Annotated in this window: 13 protein-coding genes; 7 read left to right on the top strand and 6 right to left on the bottom strand. The window is 52.8% G+C overall.

Annotated elements, in window-relative coordinates; translation table 11 throughout:
• Nucleotides 1-70: 70 nt before the first annotated feature.
• The 7 genes from KDC22_RS23045 (at nucleotide 71) to KDC22_RS23015 (ending at nucleotide 7,666) form a co-directional block, all read left to right on the top strand.
• Nucleotides 71-1,186 (top strand): DegT/DnrJ/EryC1/StrS family aminotransferase, encoded by a 1,116-nt coding sequence (locus tag KDC22_RS23045; protein WP_343221787.1) that lies wholly within the window; start codon nucleotides 71-73, stop codon nucleotides 1,184-1,186.
• A complete protein-coding gene (locus KDC22_RS23040; RefSeq protein WP_211720460.1) occupies nucleotides 1,183-2,277 on the top strand; it encodes a Gfo/Idh/MocA family protein in 1,095 nt (364 codons plus the stop codon). The genes KDC22_RS23045 and KDC22_RS23040 overlap by 4 nt, the downstream gene beginning before the upstream one ends.
• Nucleotides 2,278-2,640: 363 nt before the next feature.
• Nucleotides 2,641-3,615 carry a glycosyltransferase family protein gene (locus tag KDC22_RS23035; RefSeq protein WP_211720459.1) on the top strand — a complete coding sequence of 325 codons (975 nt, stop codon included), beginning with the start codon at nucleotides 2,641-2,643 and terminating at the stop codon, nucleotides 3,613-3,615.
• A 23-nt stretch (nucleotides 3,616-3,638) separates the two neighbouring features.
• A complete protein-coding gene (locus tag KDC22_RS23030) occupies nucleotides 3,639-4,328 on the top strand; it encodes an acyltransferase (protein WP_211720458.1) in 690 nt (229 codons plus the stop codon).
• 261 nt (nucleotides 4,329-4,589) lie between these two features.
• Nucleotides 4,590-5,873: a lipopolysaccharide biosynthesis protein RfbH gene (gene rfbH / locus KDC22_RS23025; protein ID WP_343221786.1), complete on the top strand. Its 1,284-nt coding sequence runs from the start codon at nucleotides 4,590-4,592 to the stop codon at nucleotides 5,871-5,873.
• 16 nt (nucleotides 5,874-5,889) lie between these two features.
• Nucleotides 5,890-7,005: a glycosyltransferase gene (locus KDC22_RS23020; RefSeq protein ID WP_211720456.1), complete on the top strand. Its 1,116-nt coding sequence runs from the start codon at nucleotides 5,890-5,892 to the stop codon at nucleotides 7,003-7,005.
• Nucleotides 7,006-7,240: 235 nt separating this feature from the next.
• Complete coding sequence (locus KDC22_RS23015) at nucleotides 7,241-7,666, top strand: MerR family transcriptional regulator (protein ID WP_173140219.1); 426 nt, start codon at nucleotides 7,241-7,243, stop codon at nucleotides 7,664-7,666.
• A 261-nt stretch (nucleotides 7,667-7,927) separates the two neighbouring features.
• Here KDC22_RS23015 and KDC22_RS23010 read toward each other — a convergent pair whose 3' ends face one another.
• From KDC22_RS23010 to KDC22_RS33890, 6 genes are all read right to left on the bottom strand, one after another.
• Nucleotides 7,928-8,245 (bottom strand): alpha-helical endospore appendage domain-containing protein, encoded by a 318-nt coding sequence (locus KDC22_RS23010; protein WP_173140217.1) that lies wholly within the window; start codon nucleotides 8,243-8,245, stop codon nucleotides 7,928-7,930.
• A 379-nt stretch (nucleotides 8,246-8,624) separates the two neighbouring features.
• Nucleotides 8,625-10,463, bottom strand: a complete 1,839-nt coding sequence (locus KDC22_RS23005; protein WP_211720455.1) for a collagen-like protein — start codon at nucleotides 10,461-10,463, stop codon at nucleotides 8,625-8,627.
• 367 nt (nucleotides 10,464-10,830) lie between these two features.
• The gene (locus KDC22_RS33805) at nucleotides 10,831-12,294 is read right to left on the bottom strand and encodes a collagen-like domain-containing protein (RefSeq protein ID WP_211720454.1); all 1,464 of its coding nucleotides are present in this window, start codon (nucleotides 12,292-12,294) and stop codon (nucleotides 10,831-10,833) included.
• Nucleotides 12,295-12,577: 283 nt separating this feature from the next.
• Nucleotides 12,578-13,675: a tetratricopeptide repeat-containing glycosyltransferase family 2 protein gene (locus KDC22_RS22995; RefSeq protein ID WP_246552891.1), complete on the bottom strand. Its 1,098-nt coding sequence runs from the start codon at nucleotides 13,673-13,675 to the stop codon at nucleotides 12,578-12,580.
• Nucleotides 13,676-13,728: 53 nt separating this feature from the next.
• Nucleotides 13,729-16,182 carry an alpha-helical endospore appendage domain-containing protein gene (locus KDC22_RS33800; RefSeq protein WP_281424931.1) on the bottom strand — a complete coding sequence of 818 codons (2,454 nt, stop codon included), beginning with the start codon at nucleotides 16,180-16,182 and terminating at the stop codon, nucleotides 13,729-13,731.
• 328 nt (nucleotides 16,183-16,510) lie between these two features.
• Nucleotides 16,511-18,733, bottom strand: a complete 2,223-nt coding sequence (locus KDC22_RS33890) for a collagen-like triple helix repeat-containing protein (protein WP_343221785.1) — start codon at nucleotides 18,731-18,733, stop codon at nucleotides 16,511-16,513.
• Nucleotides 18,734-18,749 lie beyond the last annotated feature (16 nt).

The raw sequence follows: 18,749 nt of genomic DNA, 5'->3' as shown, positions 1-18,749 counted from the left end.
TGGAGAGTGAAGAACCTGGAAGGATGCCAGGCTGCACCGTTTCAACACCGAATCCATCCGCTTAAGGAGCGTGAATCGCTTGATCTCACTGATTCAGATCGACAGACAATTCCAGTCCATGAAATCCGAAATTCTAAGTGCAGTTGGAGATGTACTGGATCGCGGCCAGTTTATTCTTGGCGAAGAGGTAAGACGTTTCGAGGAAGAAGCAGCAGCCTATCTGCAGGTCCCCTATGCCGTCTCTGTCGGTAACGGGACAGATGCATTGGTTATGGCCCTGACGGCACTTAATATTGGTGAGGGAGATGAAGTCATTACGACGCCGTTCACCTTCTTCGCTACAGCAGAGGCGATCTCAAGAGTTGGAGCAACACCGGTCTTCGCGGACATTGATCCAGAGACTTATAATCTGGACCCGGCATCCGTTGAAGCAAGAATTACCCCGCAGACCAAAGCTATTCTGCCGGTGCATATCTTTGGCCAATCCTGCGGTATGCAGGCGTTCTCGGTATTGGCTGAACAATACGGTCTGGAGCTGATTGAAGATGCCTGTCAGGCCTTCGGAGCGGAGGATAACGGAGTCAAGCTCGGAACGATTGGCAGAATCGGCTGCTACTCCTTCTTTCCAACCAAGAATCTGTCCACCATCGGTGACGGAGGAATGCTGGTGACAAGGGACGGAGAATTGGCCGGTCGGCTGCGGAAGCTCCGGCATCATGGCAGTGTGAAGAAATACTATCATGAAGAGATTGGCTTCAACAGCAGGCTGGATGAAATTCATGCGGCAGTACTCCGCAGGGGACTGAAGCATATCGACGGCTGGAATGGAGTACGCCGCGCTCTTGCGCAGGTGTACGACAGCTTGAACGGGAAGAGCGGGCTGAGCACACCGGTGAACCGGTATCAGGGCAATTCTCATGTCTATCATCTATATTGTGTGGAGCATGAACAGAGAGATGACTTCATGGCATACTTGCAGGCTAACAACATCGCCAGCGGGTCTTATTATCCGCTGCCTCTGCATCTGCAGCAGGTCTACCGGCAGCTCGGCTATAAGCCGGGAGATCTTCCGGTTGCAGAGAGCAAATCTGAGCGGCTCTTCGCCCTTCCGCTCCATCCGTTCTTGTCTGCTGTGGAACAGCAGGAGGTCCTGGAGGTTGCTCTGAACTATTCAGGGAAGGAGTGAATGATCACATGAAGCTTGGCATTGGCATTATCGGTTGCGGACGGATTACAGAGAAGCATGCCGCAACCCTATCGCGGCTGGGCTCTGCCAGGGTTGTGGCTATCAGCGATATATCTATAGAGCGTATGGAGATTATCCACGGCCAATTGACCGAAGCTGCGGGGCATACTGCAAATGAGATCGCGATGTATCCCGACTATGCGGATTTACTGATTCATCCCGAGGTAAATGTTATTGTAATTGCGACTTCCAGCGGACATCATGCGGATATGGCTGGGGATGCGCTGATTGCTGGTAAGCATGTCATTATAGAGAAGCCCCTTGCGCTCACACTGGAGGATTCTCGGCTGCTGTCTAAGCTGGCCAGTCAGCGCGGTCTGAATCTGCTGGTCTGCCATCAGATGCGTTACCGCTTGCCGATGCTGAGAATCAAAAACTACATTACCAGCGGGCTGCTTGGAGATCTGTATTATGGCGTGGCTTCAATTGAAATCAGTCGTACCCCGGACTATTTCCGTCAGGCCGCCTGGAGAGGAACCTGGGACCAGGATGGCGGTATGCTGCTGAACCAGGGTATTCATCTCATTGATCTGCTTCTCTGGTTCCTGGGAGATGTAGAGGGGGCGTATGGCGAGTTGCAAAAACTCCAGCCTGGCAAAGAAATTGAGGATGTAGCGCTTGCCGTCTTATCCTTCCGCAATGGGACCAAGGGGCTTGTTGAAGCCAATACGGTTACCAGGCCCGGCAATTTCGGCTATTCCCTTCGTTTGTTCGCAGAGAAAGGCACGCTGATTATTAGCGGGAACCAGCTGGAGCGCATTGAACGATTTGAAGTAAGGGGTGTTCAGATAGCGGAAGAGGAGCTCCGCCGGCTCGAAGCAGACAGGGATGAGCAGCTGCGAATGTATGAAGCTTATCTGGACAGAATTCAGAATGGGCCAGAAGGAATGGTTGTCGATGCTCCAGAGGCCAGCAAATCTCTAGAAGCTATTTTCGCTATCTACCGTTCAGCTCTGGAAGGTCGCAGAGTGACCCTTCCCCTGACGGAATTCTCCACAGAGATCATGAAGGCGGGAAAATGGCACCGGTGATCACGGTATAAGAGAAGTTTATGTGCTGCTAGCAAGGATGCATGCAGAAGGAGGGATGAAGCCATTACTAGGGAAATTGAAGCGTTAGTTGAGGCCGCTAGTAGGGCGGGGCAGTGGGATGCTGTGGAGTCCTTACTGAATAGATGGGATAGGGAGGGAGACCTCACTTCAGTCTATTATAAGTATCGTGCAGAGCTGTCAGCTCTGCACGACGATGGTCATAACAGCTGGCTTTGGTTATGGAGAGGGTTGGAGTATTATCCGGAGAACAAGGTGTTAAATGACTTATACTTACAAGCTGATAGCAGGTTTCCTACAGCTTCATTGCGTGTATTTCAGGGGACCATGGAAATTGCCAATCAAATGAATACTTTAACTCGCGGATTACAAGCTCACGGGGTGATGGCACACTACCTGGATTATTCCTCAAGTTATCTGGGCTATGGTTCAGATTACTTCTGGCGGCTGGCTTCTGAACTCGGAAGTCCTGATATATATGATAGATTACGAAGATTTACACTCGCTCTGATTCCGAAATATGATCTTTTTCATTTTCATTTTGCTCAGAGCATCACTTTTGATCAGACGGACTATCCCCTTCTGCAGCAAGCAGGCAAATCAGTAGTTATGCAGCACTGGGGTAGTGATGTCAGATTGTATTCGGTTGCGAAGAAAAGCAATCCTTACGTGCTTGTCAAGCAGAATGAACAGATCGTAAGGCGGCGGCTTTCCCGGGTATCTGGCCATGTTCAGCATTGCATTGTTGCCGATAAAGAGCTTCTGCAATACGTGAAGGAGTATTATCCCCAGGTATCAGTTGTTCCGGTGATGATTGATTTAACCCACTACACCGTAGAAGAAGAATGGAAGCCGAACGAGAGGCTGCTGATTGTCCATGCGCCATCGCATCCGGGAATCAAGGGGACTAACTTTGTACTGAAGGCCATTGAAGCACTGAAGGAGCAGTACAATTTTGATTTCAAACTGGTTCAGGGAATGTCTCATGAGCAGGCCAAGGAAATTTATAAGCAGGCGGATCTGATTATTGATCAGCTGCATATCGGCAGCTATGGCCTTCTGGCCGTGGAGAGTATGGCGCTTGGCAAACCGGTCATCTGCTGGATCAGTGATTACATGACAGAGCAATACCCGGCAGAGCTGCCCCTGATCCGTGCCAATCCGGATACGATTCAGAGTGTCCTGGAGAATTTGCTGCAAGAACGGGATTGTCTGCCGGAGATTGGCATCCGGGGAAGAGCTTATGTGGAGCAGCACCATGATATGGTCAAGAACAGCCAGAGCGTGCTGGAAATCTATCATCGTCTGCTATCAACCTAAACCAGATGTGAGGAGAATGAGCGTTGAGCATTCATGAGAGGGCAAGAATCGGGCAGGATGTGGAGCTTGGAGAGTATGTGGTAGTGGAAGAGGGGGTTGTCATCGGCAACCAGGTGACTATCGGTCACCACTGTGTGATCAAAGCGGGTACACAGATTGGAGATCGAACAGTGATAGGGGATCTGACGATTCTCGGCAAGAAACCCGGTGCGAACCGGAAGATGGCCAGGAAACCTGCCAAAGATCTTCCGGCTTTATTCATTGAAGCTGATGTAAGGATCGGCAGTCAGGTTACGGTGTATGCCGGTTCCGTGATCGGCAGCGGTGTTCTGATTGCAGATCATGCCAGCATCCGCGAACAGATTGTAATTGGGCAGGATACGATTCTGGGGCGGAATGTTATGGTCGAGCCGAATACCACCATCGGATCGGAGACGACGATTCAGACAGGCTCGTATATTACAGCGGATACGGTGATTGAAGATCAGGTCTTCATCGGACCCTGCTGCTCCATGTCCAATGATAAGTACATGGCCAGCGGCAAAGGACATCACCGCGGACCGCGAATCCGCCGAGGGGCCCGTATAGGTAATAATGCATCCCTGCTTCCTATAGAAATCGGCAGTCAGGCCGTTGTAGGGGCTGGAGCGGTTGTCACCAAGGATGTTCTGCCCGGAGCTACTGTTGTCGGCAATCCTGCACGGCAGCGTTAATATTATTCCTGCCTTCAGCAGCGGATTCAGGGGACCTGGCTGTGCATTCATCTCAGCATTGCCGGGTTCTTCATGCTGTCCCGTAACACAGTGGACATCCACCAGTCCGCCGCATCCACAATTGCATTACATAATGGACAAGCCTTTGCTCATTTCCTTAGGATAAATCATTTCTATGTTACCGTTAGCCGCATATATTATCCCAAGGCCACAATATCCGTGAGAACCGGGAATGAATGAAACAGCAAAGGAGAGGATGGCTTGAACTCAATCCGAAGAGATCAAATAATGGAATTGTCTGCACTATATTACAGGGAGCAACGGCCCGAGCATTCATTCAGACCGGGAGTTGATATGATTCCTGCAAGCGGAAAAGTGTTCGACGAGCAGGAGCTTGTGGGTCTGGTGAATGCGTCGCTTGATTATTGTCTGTCTGAAGGAGACCAGGCCGCACGGTTTGAGAGGCGATTGGCCAAAACGACAGGAACACGGTTCTCTCTCCTGGTGAACTCCGGGACGAGTGCCAATAGGTTGGCACTTTCTGCCCTCACCTCTCCTTATCTGGGAGCAAGGAGATTACAGCCTGGTGATGAGGTTATTACGATTGCCAGCAGATTTCCCGGCACCGTTATTCCTATTCTCCAGCATGAACTGGTTCCGGTATTTGTGGATGTGACGCTTCCGGCTTACAGCATGGAGACGGAACTGCTGGATCAGGCGGTCACTGAGAAGACCAAGGCTGTCATGGTGGCTCATACACTGGGCAATCCCTTTGATATCGAATATGTGAAGCAATTTGCAGACCGGCACAGCCTCTGGCTGATTGAGGATGCCGGCGATGCTCTGGGGTCTATGTACCGGGGGAAACCGGTCGGATCTTTTGGTGATTTGGCGACCCTGAGCTTCTTCCCGGGACAGCAGATTACCATGGGCGAAGGAGGGGCGGTGCTCACCTCAAGCTCGCTACTTAAGCAGATCGTGGAATCCCTGTGCGACCTCGGCAACGCATCTCCGCATGCCTATAAGAATGCCCCGGCAGAGATGGGGCGGGCTCCTGGGGGATATGCCGGGAGCAGCCTCTTAATCCCCATGAGCTTCCATCTGCACGCAGCGGATCTCCATGCGGCGATCGGTCTGACGCAGCTTCATAAGCTTCCTGAATTCTCGCGGAAGAGAAGAGAGCATTTTCAATTTCTATACCATGCTCTGGAGCCTTTGCAGTATGCTCTGCACTTGCCGGAGGAGACACCGGGAAGCGAGCCGAACTGGCTCGGATTTCCGCTCACTGTGAAAGAGCATTCTCCGATCGGGCGTAATGAGCTGATCCAGAGTCTCGAAGAACACCGCGTGGGTACCCGCCTGCTGTTTCCCGGTCCTTCGCTGGAACAGTTCCAATACAGTACCGGCTCCTACAGGATTGTAGGGCCGCTGACGAACACGAACACAGTCAGGAACCGTTCCTTCTGGATTGGCCTCCATCCCGGCCTCACGGAAGAGATGTTGTCGTATTCTGCGGATGTGATCCATAAGCTGTTCACCATGTAACGGGGGGGCTGTGAAGTTGAACACTCAGAAGAAGCTGTCTCTGTGCATGATTGTTCGCAACGAGGAGCAGTGGCTGGAGAACTGCCTCCGCAGTATTCAGGAGGCTGTGGATGAAATCATCATCGTGGATACCGGCTCTACGGATCGCACCAAAGAGATTGCGGCAGACTTTGGCGCGGCGGTATATGACTATAAGTGGCAGGAAAATTTCTCGGCAGCCCGCAATTACAGCCTGGAGCAGGCAACCGGAGATTGGGTGCTCTGGCTGGACGCCGATGAAGAGGTGCAGGGCGGTGACGCCATGAGCGTCAGGCAAGTACTGGAGACGGATGCAGAGACCATCCTGCTGGGAGGTATCCATCTGCTTAGCTATTATGGTGAGAATCCGCCGGACCCGCGGCGGGCGCATGGAATGAACCAGGTACGAATGTTCCGTCGGGAGAGCGGATTCCGCTTCCAGGGCAGTGTACACGAGCAGCTTCATCTGTTTGACCGGGCTATAGTACAGTCCATGATTTTTCAGCTTCCTGTGACCGTCTATCATTATGGTTATCTGGATGAAACCGTTAGTCTGCGGGACAAAGACAAGCGTAACATGCTGCTTCTGCAGCAAGAGAAGAACCAGGGCTCTCCTGATCCGTGGATTGATTACCATATGGCAAGCGTCCTGTACCGCAGAGAAGCCTTCGCCGAGGCCTACGAATATGTGAATTCATCCATCCTTCAATTTATGGATCAGGGATACCTGCCGCCTTCTCTGCTATACAAATTGAAATATTCGATTCTGCTGGTTACCTCTCCAACCCGGGAATCCGTAGCGGGAATTGATCTGGCGATTCAGCTCTATCCAGACTATGTAGATCTCTATTACACCAAGGGAGTAATGTTGTTCGAGATGGAATTATTCCGGGAGGCGGAGGAGGTCTTTCAGAAGTGTATCGCCCTCGGGGAAGACCGCAATGAGCATCTGACCACCAAGGGAGCTGGAAGCTTCCTGGCTTGTTATTACCTGTCACGCTGTTATCTGTCCAGCGGCAATCATAAGCTGGCGCAGACTGCGCTACAGGAGGCGCTGATTCTCAATCCGGATTACCCGGAGGCGAGGGAATTGCTTAAGGAAATGGATTTCTGAAGCGGCCGGAAGTCATTCAAGAACAAGAGACGCCTGCAGGCAGCTGAACCTTCAGCTTCTGCAGGCGTCTCTTTTACATTGTTCCAAGATGGATAGTTCGTCCTTGAAAATGGAAGAAAACGGATTTTTTTTATTTTTTCCTCATGAATTACGAACTTCGTGGATAGATTTTAGAATAGCAGATATTTCAGGCTACATTCATCCCGGATAATGCGATAACGAAAGGAGAAGGTTGATGAGTAGAGCATACAGCCAATTGGAACTGATTCAGATGTTGAGGCTGCCGCCGACCACCGTCAAGCGCTGGCTGACCTACTATTCCCTCTTTATGCCTATTGTGAAGAAGGGGGATAGCGTGATGTACAAATATGAGGCGCTGAACTTGCTGAAACGGATTGAGACGCTAAGGAAAGAACGTTATCACTTGGGAACGATCGTACGGATTCTGATTGAAGAGGGGTTTCCGTTATATCATGAGAACGATTCTGAAGCCGGCAGGTTATATCCCAATCCGGGCGGTTCCGGTGAATCCAGCGGTAATCCGGCATCCGTAATCTCTCTGCGCAATGAGGGCTTCAAACGTGATTTGGCGAGCTCCCTGGAGAAGCTGTCCCTGCAGATTAAGGAGCTTGCCGAGCTGCTTGAGAAGTATGAGGAATGATTCCGGCAATGACGCTATCCACGAAAGTATGAGGGCAAGCCGCCTGCGGTGCCGTTTAGATACCCGCTATCGAATGCTTCAGCGACTGGAGCATGTGCTCACTGTCCGCCAGAGGCAAGAGTTAATCTGGCTGCCCCTGGGAGCCACGGGAAGCGCTCAGCGCGTTCCTCAGCGTCACAGCTATGTAACGGGTCTGGCTAAGCCATCACGGGCTGTAAGGCCTGTTCCAAGCGGGTGACTGAATTCAGGCAATGACTTCGTTTATTCTTCTTCCTGCTCATCAGGCGGGCCCTCATTCTTGGCGGCAAGATCAATCACATCCTCCAGCTTGAACTGAAGCATCATTTGATTCTTAAGAATGGTGCGAAGCATGCGTTCCACGCTGCGGTTCACCTGGAGGATCTCATCCAGAGAGATGCTATCGAATTTCAGCATTCGCTGGATCTTCTCGCCTTCAGCATTCATGATATGAGAAAGACCGATCTCCTCCAGCGCAATCGAAGACAGCAGCATATTAATGACTTCGCTTCGGGTCAGGGTAATCAAGGGCGTAATGTCAGGAATATTGGGCATTGACACGATCTATATCCTCCTCTAATCGTCAGTTAGCACACCGGGAATAAGGCATCGCAGATGTATCCTCAAGAATAGATCTCATGCAAGTTAGCCGCTGAGTCCATAATTGCGCCCTTCCTTATACTATATGTATGGCCGTTGTCTCCAGAATATTAGGCATTAGTAATATTTGTGGTGAGAATTATCTGGAAAAGCAGACTTTACGGTTATGGGCTGAGGAATGGCATTCCTACAGCCATGGCAATTGCGGATTCTGCAGATGTGCCGGACTTGTCAGACGGACCGGACTTCCAAGCAGAAATAAAAAACAGCCTCTGTAAAAGAGGCTGCTTCCTGGTTTTCCATCAGGATCGAAATCCAGTTATTCCATATACAGGTGCGGTTAATCCGATATTTTCATAATGGACATTTGGGCTGCCAGTCGGCCAGCTACTGCAGTTAAAGCTGCGCTGTCACCATCGTTAAATAAATTAATATCGTTGCTGGCGCCCGTTACGCCTACAATTAGATCGGCTCCTATAGAAAAAGTACCCGGAGCATCAGGCGCAACGCTAGTTGCTGCTCTGCCACCCTCAATTAGGTCCACGCCTTTGCGCAAGGCAAAGGAAAAAACGTTACCTCCAGCGACAAGACCTCCGCTTATATTCCAAGAAATCCAATAGTATCCTCTTAGCAGAGTAACCGAAGTTTGTGTTGTAAGTACAATATCAGGAGCGCCGTTATCGACAAGCGTCTGATTAAATACAACTGGTGTGCTGGCAGCAAACGTAGTGGAAAGGTTATTTCCAATAAAAAGGTGGCGCGCTGTACTTGGAGAGCCTGTGGGTCCGGTCGGTCCGGTATGGCCTGTAGCGCCCGTGGCCCCAGTAACGCCGGTGGCCCCAGTAGCTCCGGTGGCCCCAGTAACGCCCGTGGCTCCGGTAACACCCGTGGCTCCGGTAGCGCCGGTGGCTCCAGTAACGCCGGTAACGCCAGTGGCTCCAGTAACGCCGGTGGCTCCAGTGACGCCAGTAGCACCCGTGGCTCCGGTGACGCCAGTAGCTCCAGTAGCGCCGGTGGCCCCAGTGGCCCCAGTAACGCCCGTGGCTCCGGTGACACCAGTGGCCCCAGTAACGCCGGTGGCTCCGGTGACACCAGTGGCTCCAGTAGCGCCGGTGGCTCCGGTGACGCCAGTAGCTCCAGTAGCTCCAGTAGCGCCGGTGGCCCCAGTGGCCCCAGTAACGCCAGTGGCTCCGGTGACACCAGTGGCTCCAGTAACGCCCGTGGCTCCGGTTACGCCAGTAGCTCCGGTAGCGCCAGTGGCTCCGGTAGCTCCAGTTGCTCCAGTCGCCCCCGTCACTCCAGCACCAGTCGGTCCGGTTACGCCTGTAGCCCCTGTGACTCCTGTGGCACCCGTCACTCCCGTGGCCCCAGTCACACCTGCCCCGGTCGGTCCGGTCACACCTGTAGCCCCTGTGACTCCTGTGGCACCCGTCACTCCCGTGGCCCCAGTCACACCTGCCCCGGTCGGTCCGGTCACACCTGTAGCTCCTGTGACTCCCGTAGCTCCTGTGACTCCCGTAGCTCCTGTAGCTCCTGTGAGTCCCTTCTCTCCTACGCCAGGCCCGGTTGGGCCTCTTGCTCCGGTTGGGCCTGTAGGTCCCGTCACTCCTATTCCGGTTGGTCCGGTTGGCCCGGGATCACCCGGCGCACCAGTGGGTCCCGTTGCTCCTCCCCCTGATCCGGTCGGTCCGGTTGGTCCCCTTGCTCCGGCTGGTCCGGGATCACCCGGCGCACCGGTAGGCCCCGTTGCACCTACTCCGGGTCCGGTCGGTCCGGTCGGACCCCTTGCTCCAGTAGGCCCCGTCCCCCCGCCATGATGTTCTCCGAGCAGTTCTTCAGACACTAACCGGTGTGCCGTTACCAGTTGACCTGTACTACTCTTACCCCATACCGAGACTTGTACCGGATCCCTGTCTTCAGACGCAGCCGGTGTAACAAAGGTAAATTCAAAACCATTAAAATCAGCGTAATAATTCTTCGAAATGACTTGATTCGCTGAAATATGATGTAATTCGCTTACATACAAGACTCTCGTTCCGGCATTTAAATAATATCCCTGAATCGATATTGTGGAAGCCGTGTCAACGCTGCGGTTATCAATTTTCACGGTAACCTGCTGGGTAGGCCTCACTCCGCTAACTGGATTATTCTCGATCGGTCCTGTTGATAAAAAGGCCATTACTTTATCACTTCCTGTCGGTAGATTTGGATTTCGTTCCAGTCAGCAGCATACTAAATGATTAATATAGTATTATTCAGGTTTACTGGTTTGGTGTGGGCTCAGGAGACCGGCTATAAAAGGTTGATGAACAACAGAAAGTCCATTAGACGCCGAGTCAAAATGCTCCGTTCCCTGTACTACGAAGAGAATTATATGAAGAAAAGCAGACTTGCCGGTCTTGCTGGGGAATGATAGCCATCCGGTAAGGCTATTTACGGATTCAGCGGATGTGCCGGATTTGTAAAAAGACAATAGAAGCAGTCCTTTACAGGAGCTGCTTCTATTAGGGCTTGCTAATGCAATATCTATTTTCAACTTTTATCGGTTACATAATTTGAATGATACTTAAATTGGACCAGCTTGCATTAAATACACGAGTGGTTAATGTAGTCGTTGAAGCCAAACTGCAATCTAATCGCAAGGTTTGAGGAGCTGCATTTCCGGTTTGCAATAATCCACTGCTATTTAAAGAAATAGCGGTGGGGCCTGTTGGAGCGCCAGTCGGAGCTGCGAATTTGTTGAGTGCAGATAAGTGTACCGGGCTGTTATTGAGGTAAAGAAGAGCTTCTGAGCTGCTAATATCGGCAGTGCCGGGTGCATAAGTAATTCTGACTGTATAAGCGATAAAATATAAACTGTTGGGTAAAATCGTAATTTCCGTATTGTTAGGTCCACCAAGCTGGATCCCATTTCCATTGATAAAATCTACCGTGAATGGTGTCGCAGTTTGAGTTGCTGCTACTGGACCAGTCGGAGAAAACTGGGCATTATTATTAATTATTGAGGGACCAGTAGGGCCAGTGGCTCCAGTAGGGCCGGCGGCTCCAGTAACGCCGGTGGCTCCAGTAGGGCCGGTGGCTCCAGTAGGGCCGGTGGCTCCAGTAGGGCCAGTGGCTCCAGTAGGGCCGGCGGCTCCAGTAACGCCGGTGGCTCCAGTAGGGCCGGTGGCTCCAGTAGGGCCAGTGGCTCCAGTAGGGCCGGCGGCTCCAGTAACGCCGGTGGCTCCAGTAACGCCGGTGGCTCCAGTAACACCCGTTGCTCCAGCTCCCGGACCTGTAGGACCAGTCACTCCACGGGGCCCTGTAGCTCCAGCTCCCGGCCCGGTCGGTCCGGTCACCCCGCGAGGTCCCGTGGCACCCGTGGGCCCTGTAGCTCCAGCTCCCGGCCCGGTCGGTCCGGTCACCCCGCGAGGTCCCGTGGCACCCGTGGGCCCTGTAGCTCCAGCTCCCGCCCCGGTCGGTCCGGTCACCCCGCGAGGTCCCGTGGCACCCGTGGGCCCTGTAGCTCCAGCTCCCGGCCCGGTTGGTCCGGTCACACCGCGAGGTCCCGTCGCGCCAGTGGCTCCGGTAGCTCCAGCTCCCGGCCCGGTCGGTCCAGTCACACCGCGAGGTCCCGTAGCACCAGTCGGTCCAGCCCCTCCGCCGTTATGTTCTCCGAGCAGTTCTTCAGACACTAACCGGTGTGCCGTTACCAGTTGACCGTTACTGCTCTTGCCCCACACCGACACTTGCACCGGACCGCTGTCTTGAGACGCTTCCGGTATAACAAAGGTAAATTCAAAACCATTAAAATCAGCGTAATAATTCCTCGTAATCACTTGATTCGCTGAAATATGATGTAATTCACTTACATACAAGACTCTAGTTCCGGCATTTAAATAATATCCCTGAATCGATACTGTGGAAGCCGTGTCAGCACTGCGGTTATCAATTTTCACGGTAACCTGCTGAGTAGGCCTCACTCCGCTAACCGGGTTATTCTCGATGGGTCCTGTGGATAAAAAAGCCATTGCTTCATCACTTCCTGTCCGTAATTTGTATTTCGTTCCAGTCAGCAGCATACTAATTGATTAATATAGAAATATTCAGCCTTACCAGTTTGGTGTGGATTTAGAGGCAGAGCGTACTATAATCGGGCAGATGTATAATAGAAAGAGGCAGCTCCAGAGCTTGATTACTCCTGGAGCTGCTATTGACCCTATAACTAATGGTAACTTACTTAGAAAATAGTACTAAAATAAGGAAGCTGACTAAAGTACGGTCGGCTTCCTTTCATTATAAATTGCCTCAAAGTTACCCTGTATTCCCGGAAGAGCTCTTACTAAGTTTATAAGGTTTTTCCGTGATCCCCATTTTGTAAAATCCGGCCCATTGTCTGTGCGTATCGGCTTGCTTGGCATCGCCAAGCATCTCATAGCACATAGCCAACTGTTCATGAGGGAGCCAGGTCTGAAAGGCTGTATCCACGACAGAAGCATTGTAACGCTCCTTCATCGGATGAAGATAGGCCGTGCTGTACCAATGAATCGCTGCCTCAATATGGCCTTGCTTAAGGAAGTGTTCCCCCATGCGGCAACTGAAGGCAGGGTAGGGGACATCCTTGGCCAGCGCTTTTAACGTCAGCTCCAGCTCCTTATGCGGTTGGCCCGCCTGGACATAACAAGTCGCAAGCTTATGCATCGCAAAGATCTGATTCTCCAGCGAGACATCCGGGTGGTCCACACATAACTCATAGGATTCTATCGCCTGGTCATACAAATGGTGCTGCTGGCACTCTCTGGCATAGTGAAATTGATCCGAGACCGTAAGCTTATAGCCCCTGGCCAGATGGCGTTCATAGATATCCAGATTGCGGCGTGATGGACTTGCTGCTGTCCCGCTGGTTGATTTCGTGTGTGTCACTTTAATGTCAGAGGACAGATACTGGTAAGGCTGGTCGGTTGCAAGATCCTCGTGGACCACGCCTTGCCAGCCGAAGCCTTTATCGCGCTTCACCAGTCGTATACGAACCGTGTAGCTCACCACTCCGCGGTCTATCTGCTGCGGGATTTCATATGGCATGCTCACGGCATCCACGTGATCAGCTAACGTCTCCTTTAATTGCAGAAGCTTCGACCGCTGCTCAGGCAGCAGGATATCATCCGCATCCAACCAGAGAATGTATTGCTTCGTGGCGTATTGGAAGGAGGCGTTGCGCGCCGCTGAGAAGTCATCCGTCCAAGAGAAGTCATATACCTGATCCGTCCATTCCTTGGCGATTTCCCTGGTCTGATCTGTCGAGCCTGTATCGACGATGATGATCTCATCAGGGATTCCCTTGACGGATGCCAGGCAGTTGTTAAGGGTGTGCGCCTCGTTCTTGACAATCATGCACAAGCTAATGGATATCATCCTGGCCTCCTAGTGAGGAGTATGTGTTCCTCAAGTAATTCCTTTTCCAACATTTAATTCACAAAAGGATCTATGGCAGTCCAAAGCGGGGTTTGCGACACTAAGATTGTAGAAACTATAGTATTCGTTTTTTGATCGATAACTGCCAAATAATTTCTCTGACCTACTGCGGCATATACGGAATTCGCTGGATACTTTGCAACAAGGGTCGTATAAGGGTTAACGGCAGGTAGTTCATTTGAGTTGCCGCCTGTACTAATCGTTGCGACCACAGTTCTGCTATCTCCATCAATTACATAGACTGCCGCGCCAGTGGCGTACAACTGATTAGTGACCAGATTTGCGGATATATTACTAATACTACCAGCAATTACGATGTTGGTCTCAATCGTACTTGTTGTGAGATCATACGAATTGATATAATTAGAGCCGTAATAAGTTATCCATAGTCTATTTCTGAAAGGGTCTACCACGAGGCCATGAGGGTTGGTGCCTGTCAGTGCAATGGTTTGAACAATGGCACTGGTGCTGGCATCGTAAACAGTAATCCCAGGTACTGCAGATTGTAATGTGTACACCCTATTAGTGAAGGGATTAACTTCAGCCTGGATTGGTTGTACAGCAGTTGCACTAACCGTAATTGTGCTGATTGCACCTGTATCTACATCAATAGCCCAAATATTATTGCTGGTATTGGTATTATTTGTAACATAAAGCGTATTGGTAATCGTGTTAATCGACATACCGCGTGGTTGGGCGCCTACCACATACACCGTTTCTATCTGATCTGTCAGTTCATCCACTTTGACGACGCTGAATCCATCCGAGTAGAAAAGCTTGTGACGAAGTGTATCAATTGCTGCACCATAACCTGTTTTTAAACCCGTACCTGGCTGGTTAAGAGGCCAGGTAGCGATCACTTGATTGGTAAGTGCGTTAATGGAGTATACGACCTGCCCAGTGTTGGTGGCAGTATATACTTTGGGGAATTGCATCGTACCGGTAGACCCGGTGGCTCCGGTAGCCCCAGTGGCCCCAGTAGCGCCGGTGACTCCAGTAGCGCCGGTGACTCCAGTAGCGCCGGTGGCTCCGGTGGCTCCGGTGGCACCCGTGGCTCCAGTAGCACCAGTAGCACCAGTAGCACCAGTAGCTCCTGTTGCACCCGTAACGCCGGTGGCTCCAGTAACGCCAGTGGCTCCGGTAGCGCCAGTGGCACCAGTAGCACCAGTAGCTCCTGTTGCACCCGTTACGCCGGTGGCTCCGGTAGCGCCGGTAGCACCAGTAGCGCCGGTAGCACCGGTAGCGCCGGTGGCACCAGTAGCGCCGGTGGCTCCAGTAACGCCGGTGGCTCCAGTGGCTCCAGTGGCTCCGGTAGCGCCGGTGGCTCCGGTAGCGCCGGTGGCTCCGGTAGCGCCGGTGGCACCAGTAGCGCCGGTAGCACCAGTAGCACCAGTAGCACCGGTAGCACCGGTAGCGCCGGTAGCACCGGTAGCGCCGGTGGCACCAGTAGCGCCGGTGGCTCCAGTGGCTCCGGTAGCGCCGGTGGCTCCGGTAGCGCCGGTGGTTCCGGTAGCGCCGGTGGCTCCGGTAGCGCCGGTGGCACCAGTAGCCCCGGTAGCACCAGTAGCACCAGTAGCGCCGGTAGCACCGGTAGCTCCAGTGGCGCCAGTAGCGCCGGTGGCTCCAGTGGCCCCAGTAGCACCAGTAGCACCAGTAGCTCCGGTAGCCCCGGTAGCGCCAGTGGCCCCGGTAGCGCCAGTAACTCCAGTGTTGCCGGTAGCGCCAGGAATTCCTGTAGGTCCGGTAACCCCTGCCCCGGTCGGCCCTACAGAGCCGGTTGCCCCACGTTGTCCAATTTCGATCCACGGAGTCCAGGTAGCTCCGCTATTCTGGCTGCTACGGTACAAAAGGACAGGGTTCGAGATATAGATCTGTTGCACATAGGTTCCTACCTGTGAGACATACAGGGTCCAGACCGGTGGATGCGCTACTCCCGTCGGACCGTTCAGAGGGGCCGGGCCGGTGGGATTATTGGAGCTATAAACACCGGCTTCTACGAAGGTGTTGAGATTGGAACCAGAAGGCTCCACATTTTCGGGAAATGCACCTACATCTGCAGCGTCTAATACCACTGCACCGGTCTGTCCGTTGACCGTGGTGACGGCACCGGCGGCACCGGTAGGTCCGGCAGGGCCGGTAGGTCCAGCGAGCGTCGGAACGTTGGCGGCGGTCTTAAGCTTGGAATCGAGCATCATCTCCTGGCGGAAGATGGTGTCTAGCATGGCCTGGGTGCTGCTGTTAACCTCCAGTACCTGAGCCAGTGTGGCAGGGGGACCGCTGATCCCCGGCAGTGTGCCGAGGGCAAATTGGATTTTCTCGCCTTCGGCATTAATGATATGGGCAAGTCCCAGCTCCTCCATTGCAATGGAGGAGAATAGAAGATTGACAACGTCATCCCTTGATAACGCAATCGTAGGAGTGATGTTTGGAATATTGGGATTGGACAAGATGTTAACCTCCTTAAGTTGGATTAATCCACAATATTCTTTGAACCTCACGGTTGAACCGGATACAAACCTATTTACGGTGAAAGAGTTGGCACAATGGAAAAGGAAGCTGATAGATAAAGCGATCAGCTTCCAGTAACTTGAATCATTTATCTAGAAACAATGAATGGATGCCACACTTACTTATTTTCGGTAGAATTCATCCCATTGATGATGCAACGCCCCGCGCCTAGTCTTGTCTCACATAAAGGAGAGGTGCGCGACTCCTTAGGCATACCTCTCCTTGTATTACCTGAGACAAGGCCTGTTCAACTATTTTCACTCTACATTAGGACATAAACGGATCAATAACGCTCCAAAGGGGGGCGGCTCCTACCGGAATGGTGGCAAGCAGCGTATTCCTATTCTGATCGATCACAGCAACGCTACTCGTAGCTCCAACACTGACATAGACCAGATTGGATTGAATGGTATTCCGCAGTAGTGTGATGTATGGGTTCACAGCAGGAGAGTCTTGATTGGCTCCGACCGTAATTGTACCAACGATAGGATAGGGAGGATTACCGTCTACGACACTAACATAGGGTGCGTTGTAATTCGTTACATAAAAACGGTTGGTTATTAGATTTGCTCCAATATTTGTGTTATTAGCACCGACGGTCACCGTTCCTAAAATCGCGAAGCTGGTTGCATCAAAAACATTCACAATACCTGGGTTTGCATAATGGGAAACCCATAGCTGATTCCCTATAGGATCGATCAGAATTCCATGCGGTCTGGTAGCGGCAGTAAATGTCGTGATAACGGCATTATTATTTCCGTCAATGACCGAAACATAATTTGAAGAAACATACAGAGTATTGGTCAGTGAATTGATATCGATATTTACAGGAAAGGTTGTAACACCTGCAACCGTTGTAACCGTACCTGTGGGAACATCTATTACCCAAATATTGGTAGATGCAGCGATTGAATTAGCCACATATAGCTTATTTGTAAAGGTATTGATGGCCATCCCGCGAGGCGTTCCCCCTACAGTATAGGTGGCGGTAATCTGGTTCATCATTTCGTTATATTGAATAATGTTACCGGCGTTGGAATAATAGAGCAGGTGGCGCTGTGTATCTACCGTCGCACTATCGAAGTTCGTACTGGTAATTGCGAAGCTTGTAACGATTTCGTTCGATAAGGCGTTAATGACAGATACGCGATTATTAGTTCCTACGTACAACATTGGAGGATGTAATGTTCCTGATGCGCCGGTAGCGCCGGTAGCGCCAGTAGCACCCGTAGCTCCGGTAGCACCCGTGGCTCCGGTAACGCCCGTGGCTCCGGTAACGCCCGTGGCTCCGGTAACGCCCGTGGGTCCGGTAGCGCCCGTGGGTCCGGTAGCGCCCGTGGCTCCGGTAACGCCTGTGGCTCCGGTAGCACCTGTGGGTCCGGTAACGCCCGTGGGTCCGGTAGCGCCTGTGGCTCCGGTAGCGCCCGTGGGTCCGGTAGCGCCCGTGGCTCCGGTAACGCCTGTGGCTCCGGTAGCACCTGTGGGTCCGGTAACGCCCGTGGGTCCGGTAGCGCCTGTGGCTCCGGTAGCGCCCGTGGGTCCGGTAGCGCCTGTGGCTCCGGTAATGCCCGTGGCCCCCGTGGCGCCGGTAGCCCCGGTGGGTCCGGTGGGTCCTGTAGCTCCGGTCGGCCCCGTAGCTCCAGCCCCTGAACCGGTCGGCCCTGTCACACCACGAGGCCCCGTCGCACCAGTGGGTCCGGTAGCCCCAGCGCCTGGCCCGGTCGGACCTGTCACACCACGAGGCCCCGTCGCACCAGTGGGTCCGGTAGCCCCAGCGCCTGGCCCGGTCGGACCTGTCACCCCGCGAGGCCCCGTCGCACCAGTGGGTCCGGTAGCTCCAGCCCCTGGCCCGGTCGGTCCTGTCACCCCGCGAGGCCCCGTCGCACCTGTGGGTCCCGTAGTTCCAGCCCCTGGCCCTGTCGGACCGGTCGCTCCACGAGGCCCCGTCGCACCAGTGGGTCCGGTAGCTCCAGCCCCTGGCCCTGTTGGACCGGTCGCTCCACGAGGCCCCGTCGCACCAGTGGGTCCCGTAGTTCCAGCCCCTGGCCCAGTCGGTCCGGTCACACCACGAGGCCCAGCAGCGCCGGTAGCCCCGGTCGGTCCTGTTGCTCCTGCCCCTCCGCCGTTATGTTCTCCGAGCAGTTCTTCAGACACTAACCGGTGTGCCGTTACGAGTTGGCCTGTACTGCTTTTGCCCCACACCGAGACTTGTACCGGATCGCTGTCTTCAGATTCAGCCGGTGTAACAAAAGTAAATTCAAAACCATTAAAATCAGCGTAATAATTCTTCGTAATGACTTGATTCGCTGCAATATGATGTAATTCGCTTACGTACAGGACTCGTAGTCCGGAATTCAAATGATACCCTTGAATCGATACTGTGGAAGCCGTGTTAGCGCTACGGTTATCAATTTTCACGGTAACCTGCTGAGTAGGCCTCACTCCGCCAACCGGATTATTCTCGATCGGTCCTGTAGATAAAAAAGCCATAACACTATCACTTCCT

Source organism: Paenibacillus tritici, from assembly GCF_018207515.1.
Classification (GTDB): domain Bacteria; phylum Bacillota; class Bacilli; order Paenibacillales; family Paenibacillaceae; genus Paenibacillus_AQ; species Paenibacillus_AQ tritici.
The sequence above is the reverse complement of the archived record's forward strand: the minus strand, read 5'-3'. Positions and strand labels throughout refer to the sequence as shown.

Excerpts from the sequence above, each read along its gene's own strand:
- KDC22_RS23035 (WP_211720459.1), top strand. The coding sequence starts at position 2,641 with ATGAATACTTTAACTCGCGGATTACAAGCTCACGGGGTGATGGCACAC.
- KDC22_RS23015 (WP_173140219.1), top strand. The coding sequence starts at position 7,241 with ATGAGTAGAGCATACAGCCAATTGGAACTGATTCAGATGTTGAGGCTG.
- KDC22_RS23005 (WP_211720455.1), bottom strand. The coding sequence starts at position 10,463 with ATGGCCTTTTTATCAACAGGACCGATCGAGAATAATCCAGTTAGCGGA.
- KDC22_RS33805 (WP_211720454.1), bottom strand. The coding sequence starts at position 12,294 with ATGGCTTTTTTATCCACAGGACCCATCGAGAATAACCCGGTTAGCGGA.
- KDC22_RS22995 (WP_246552891.1), bottom strand. The coding sequence starts at position 13,675 with ATGATATCCATTAGCTTGTGCATGATTGTCAAGAACGAGGCGCACACC.
- KDC22_RS33890 (WP_343221785.1), bottom strand. The coding sequence starts at position 18,733 with ATGGCTTTTTTATCTACAGGACCGATCGAGAATAATCCGGTTGGCGGA.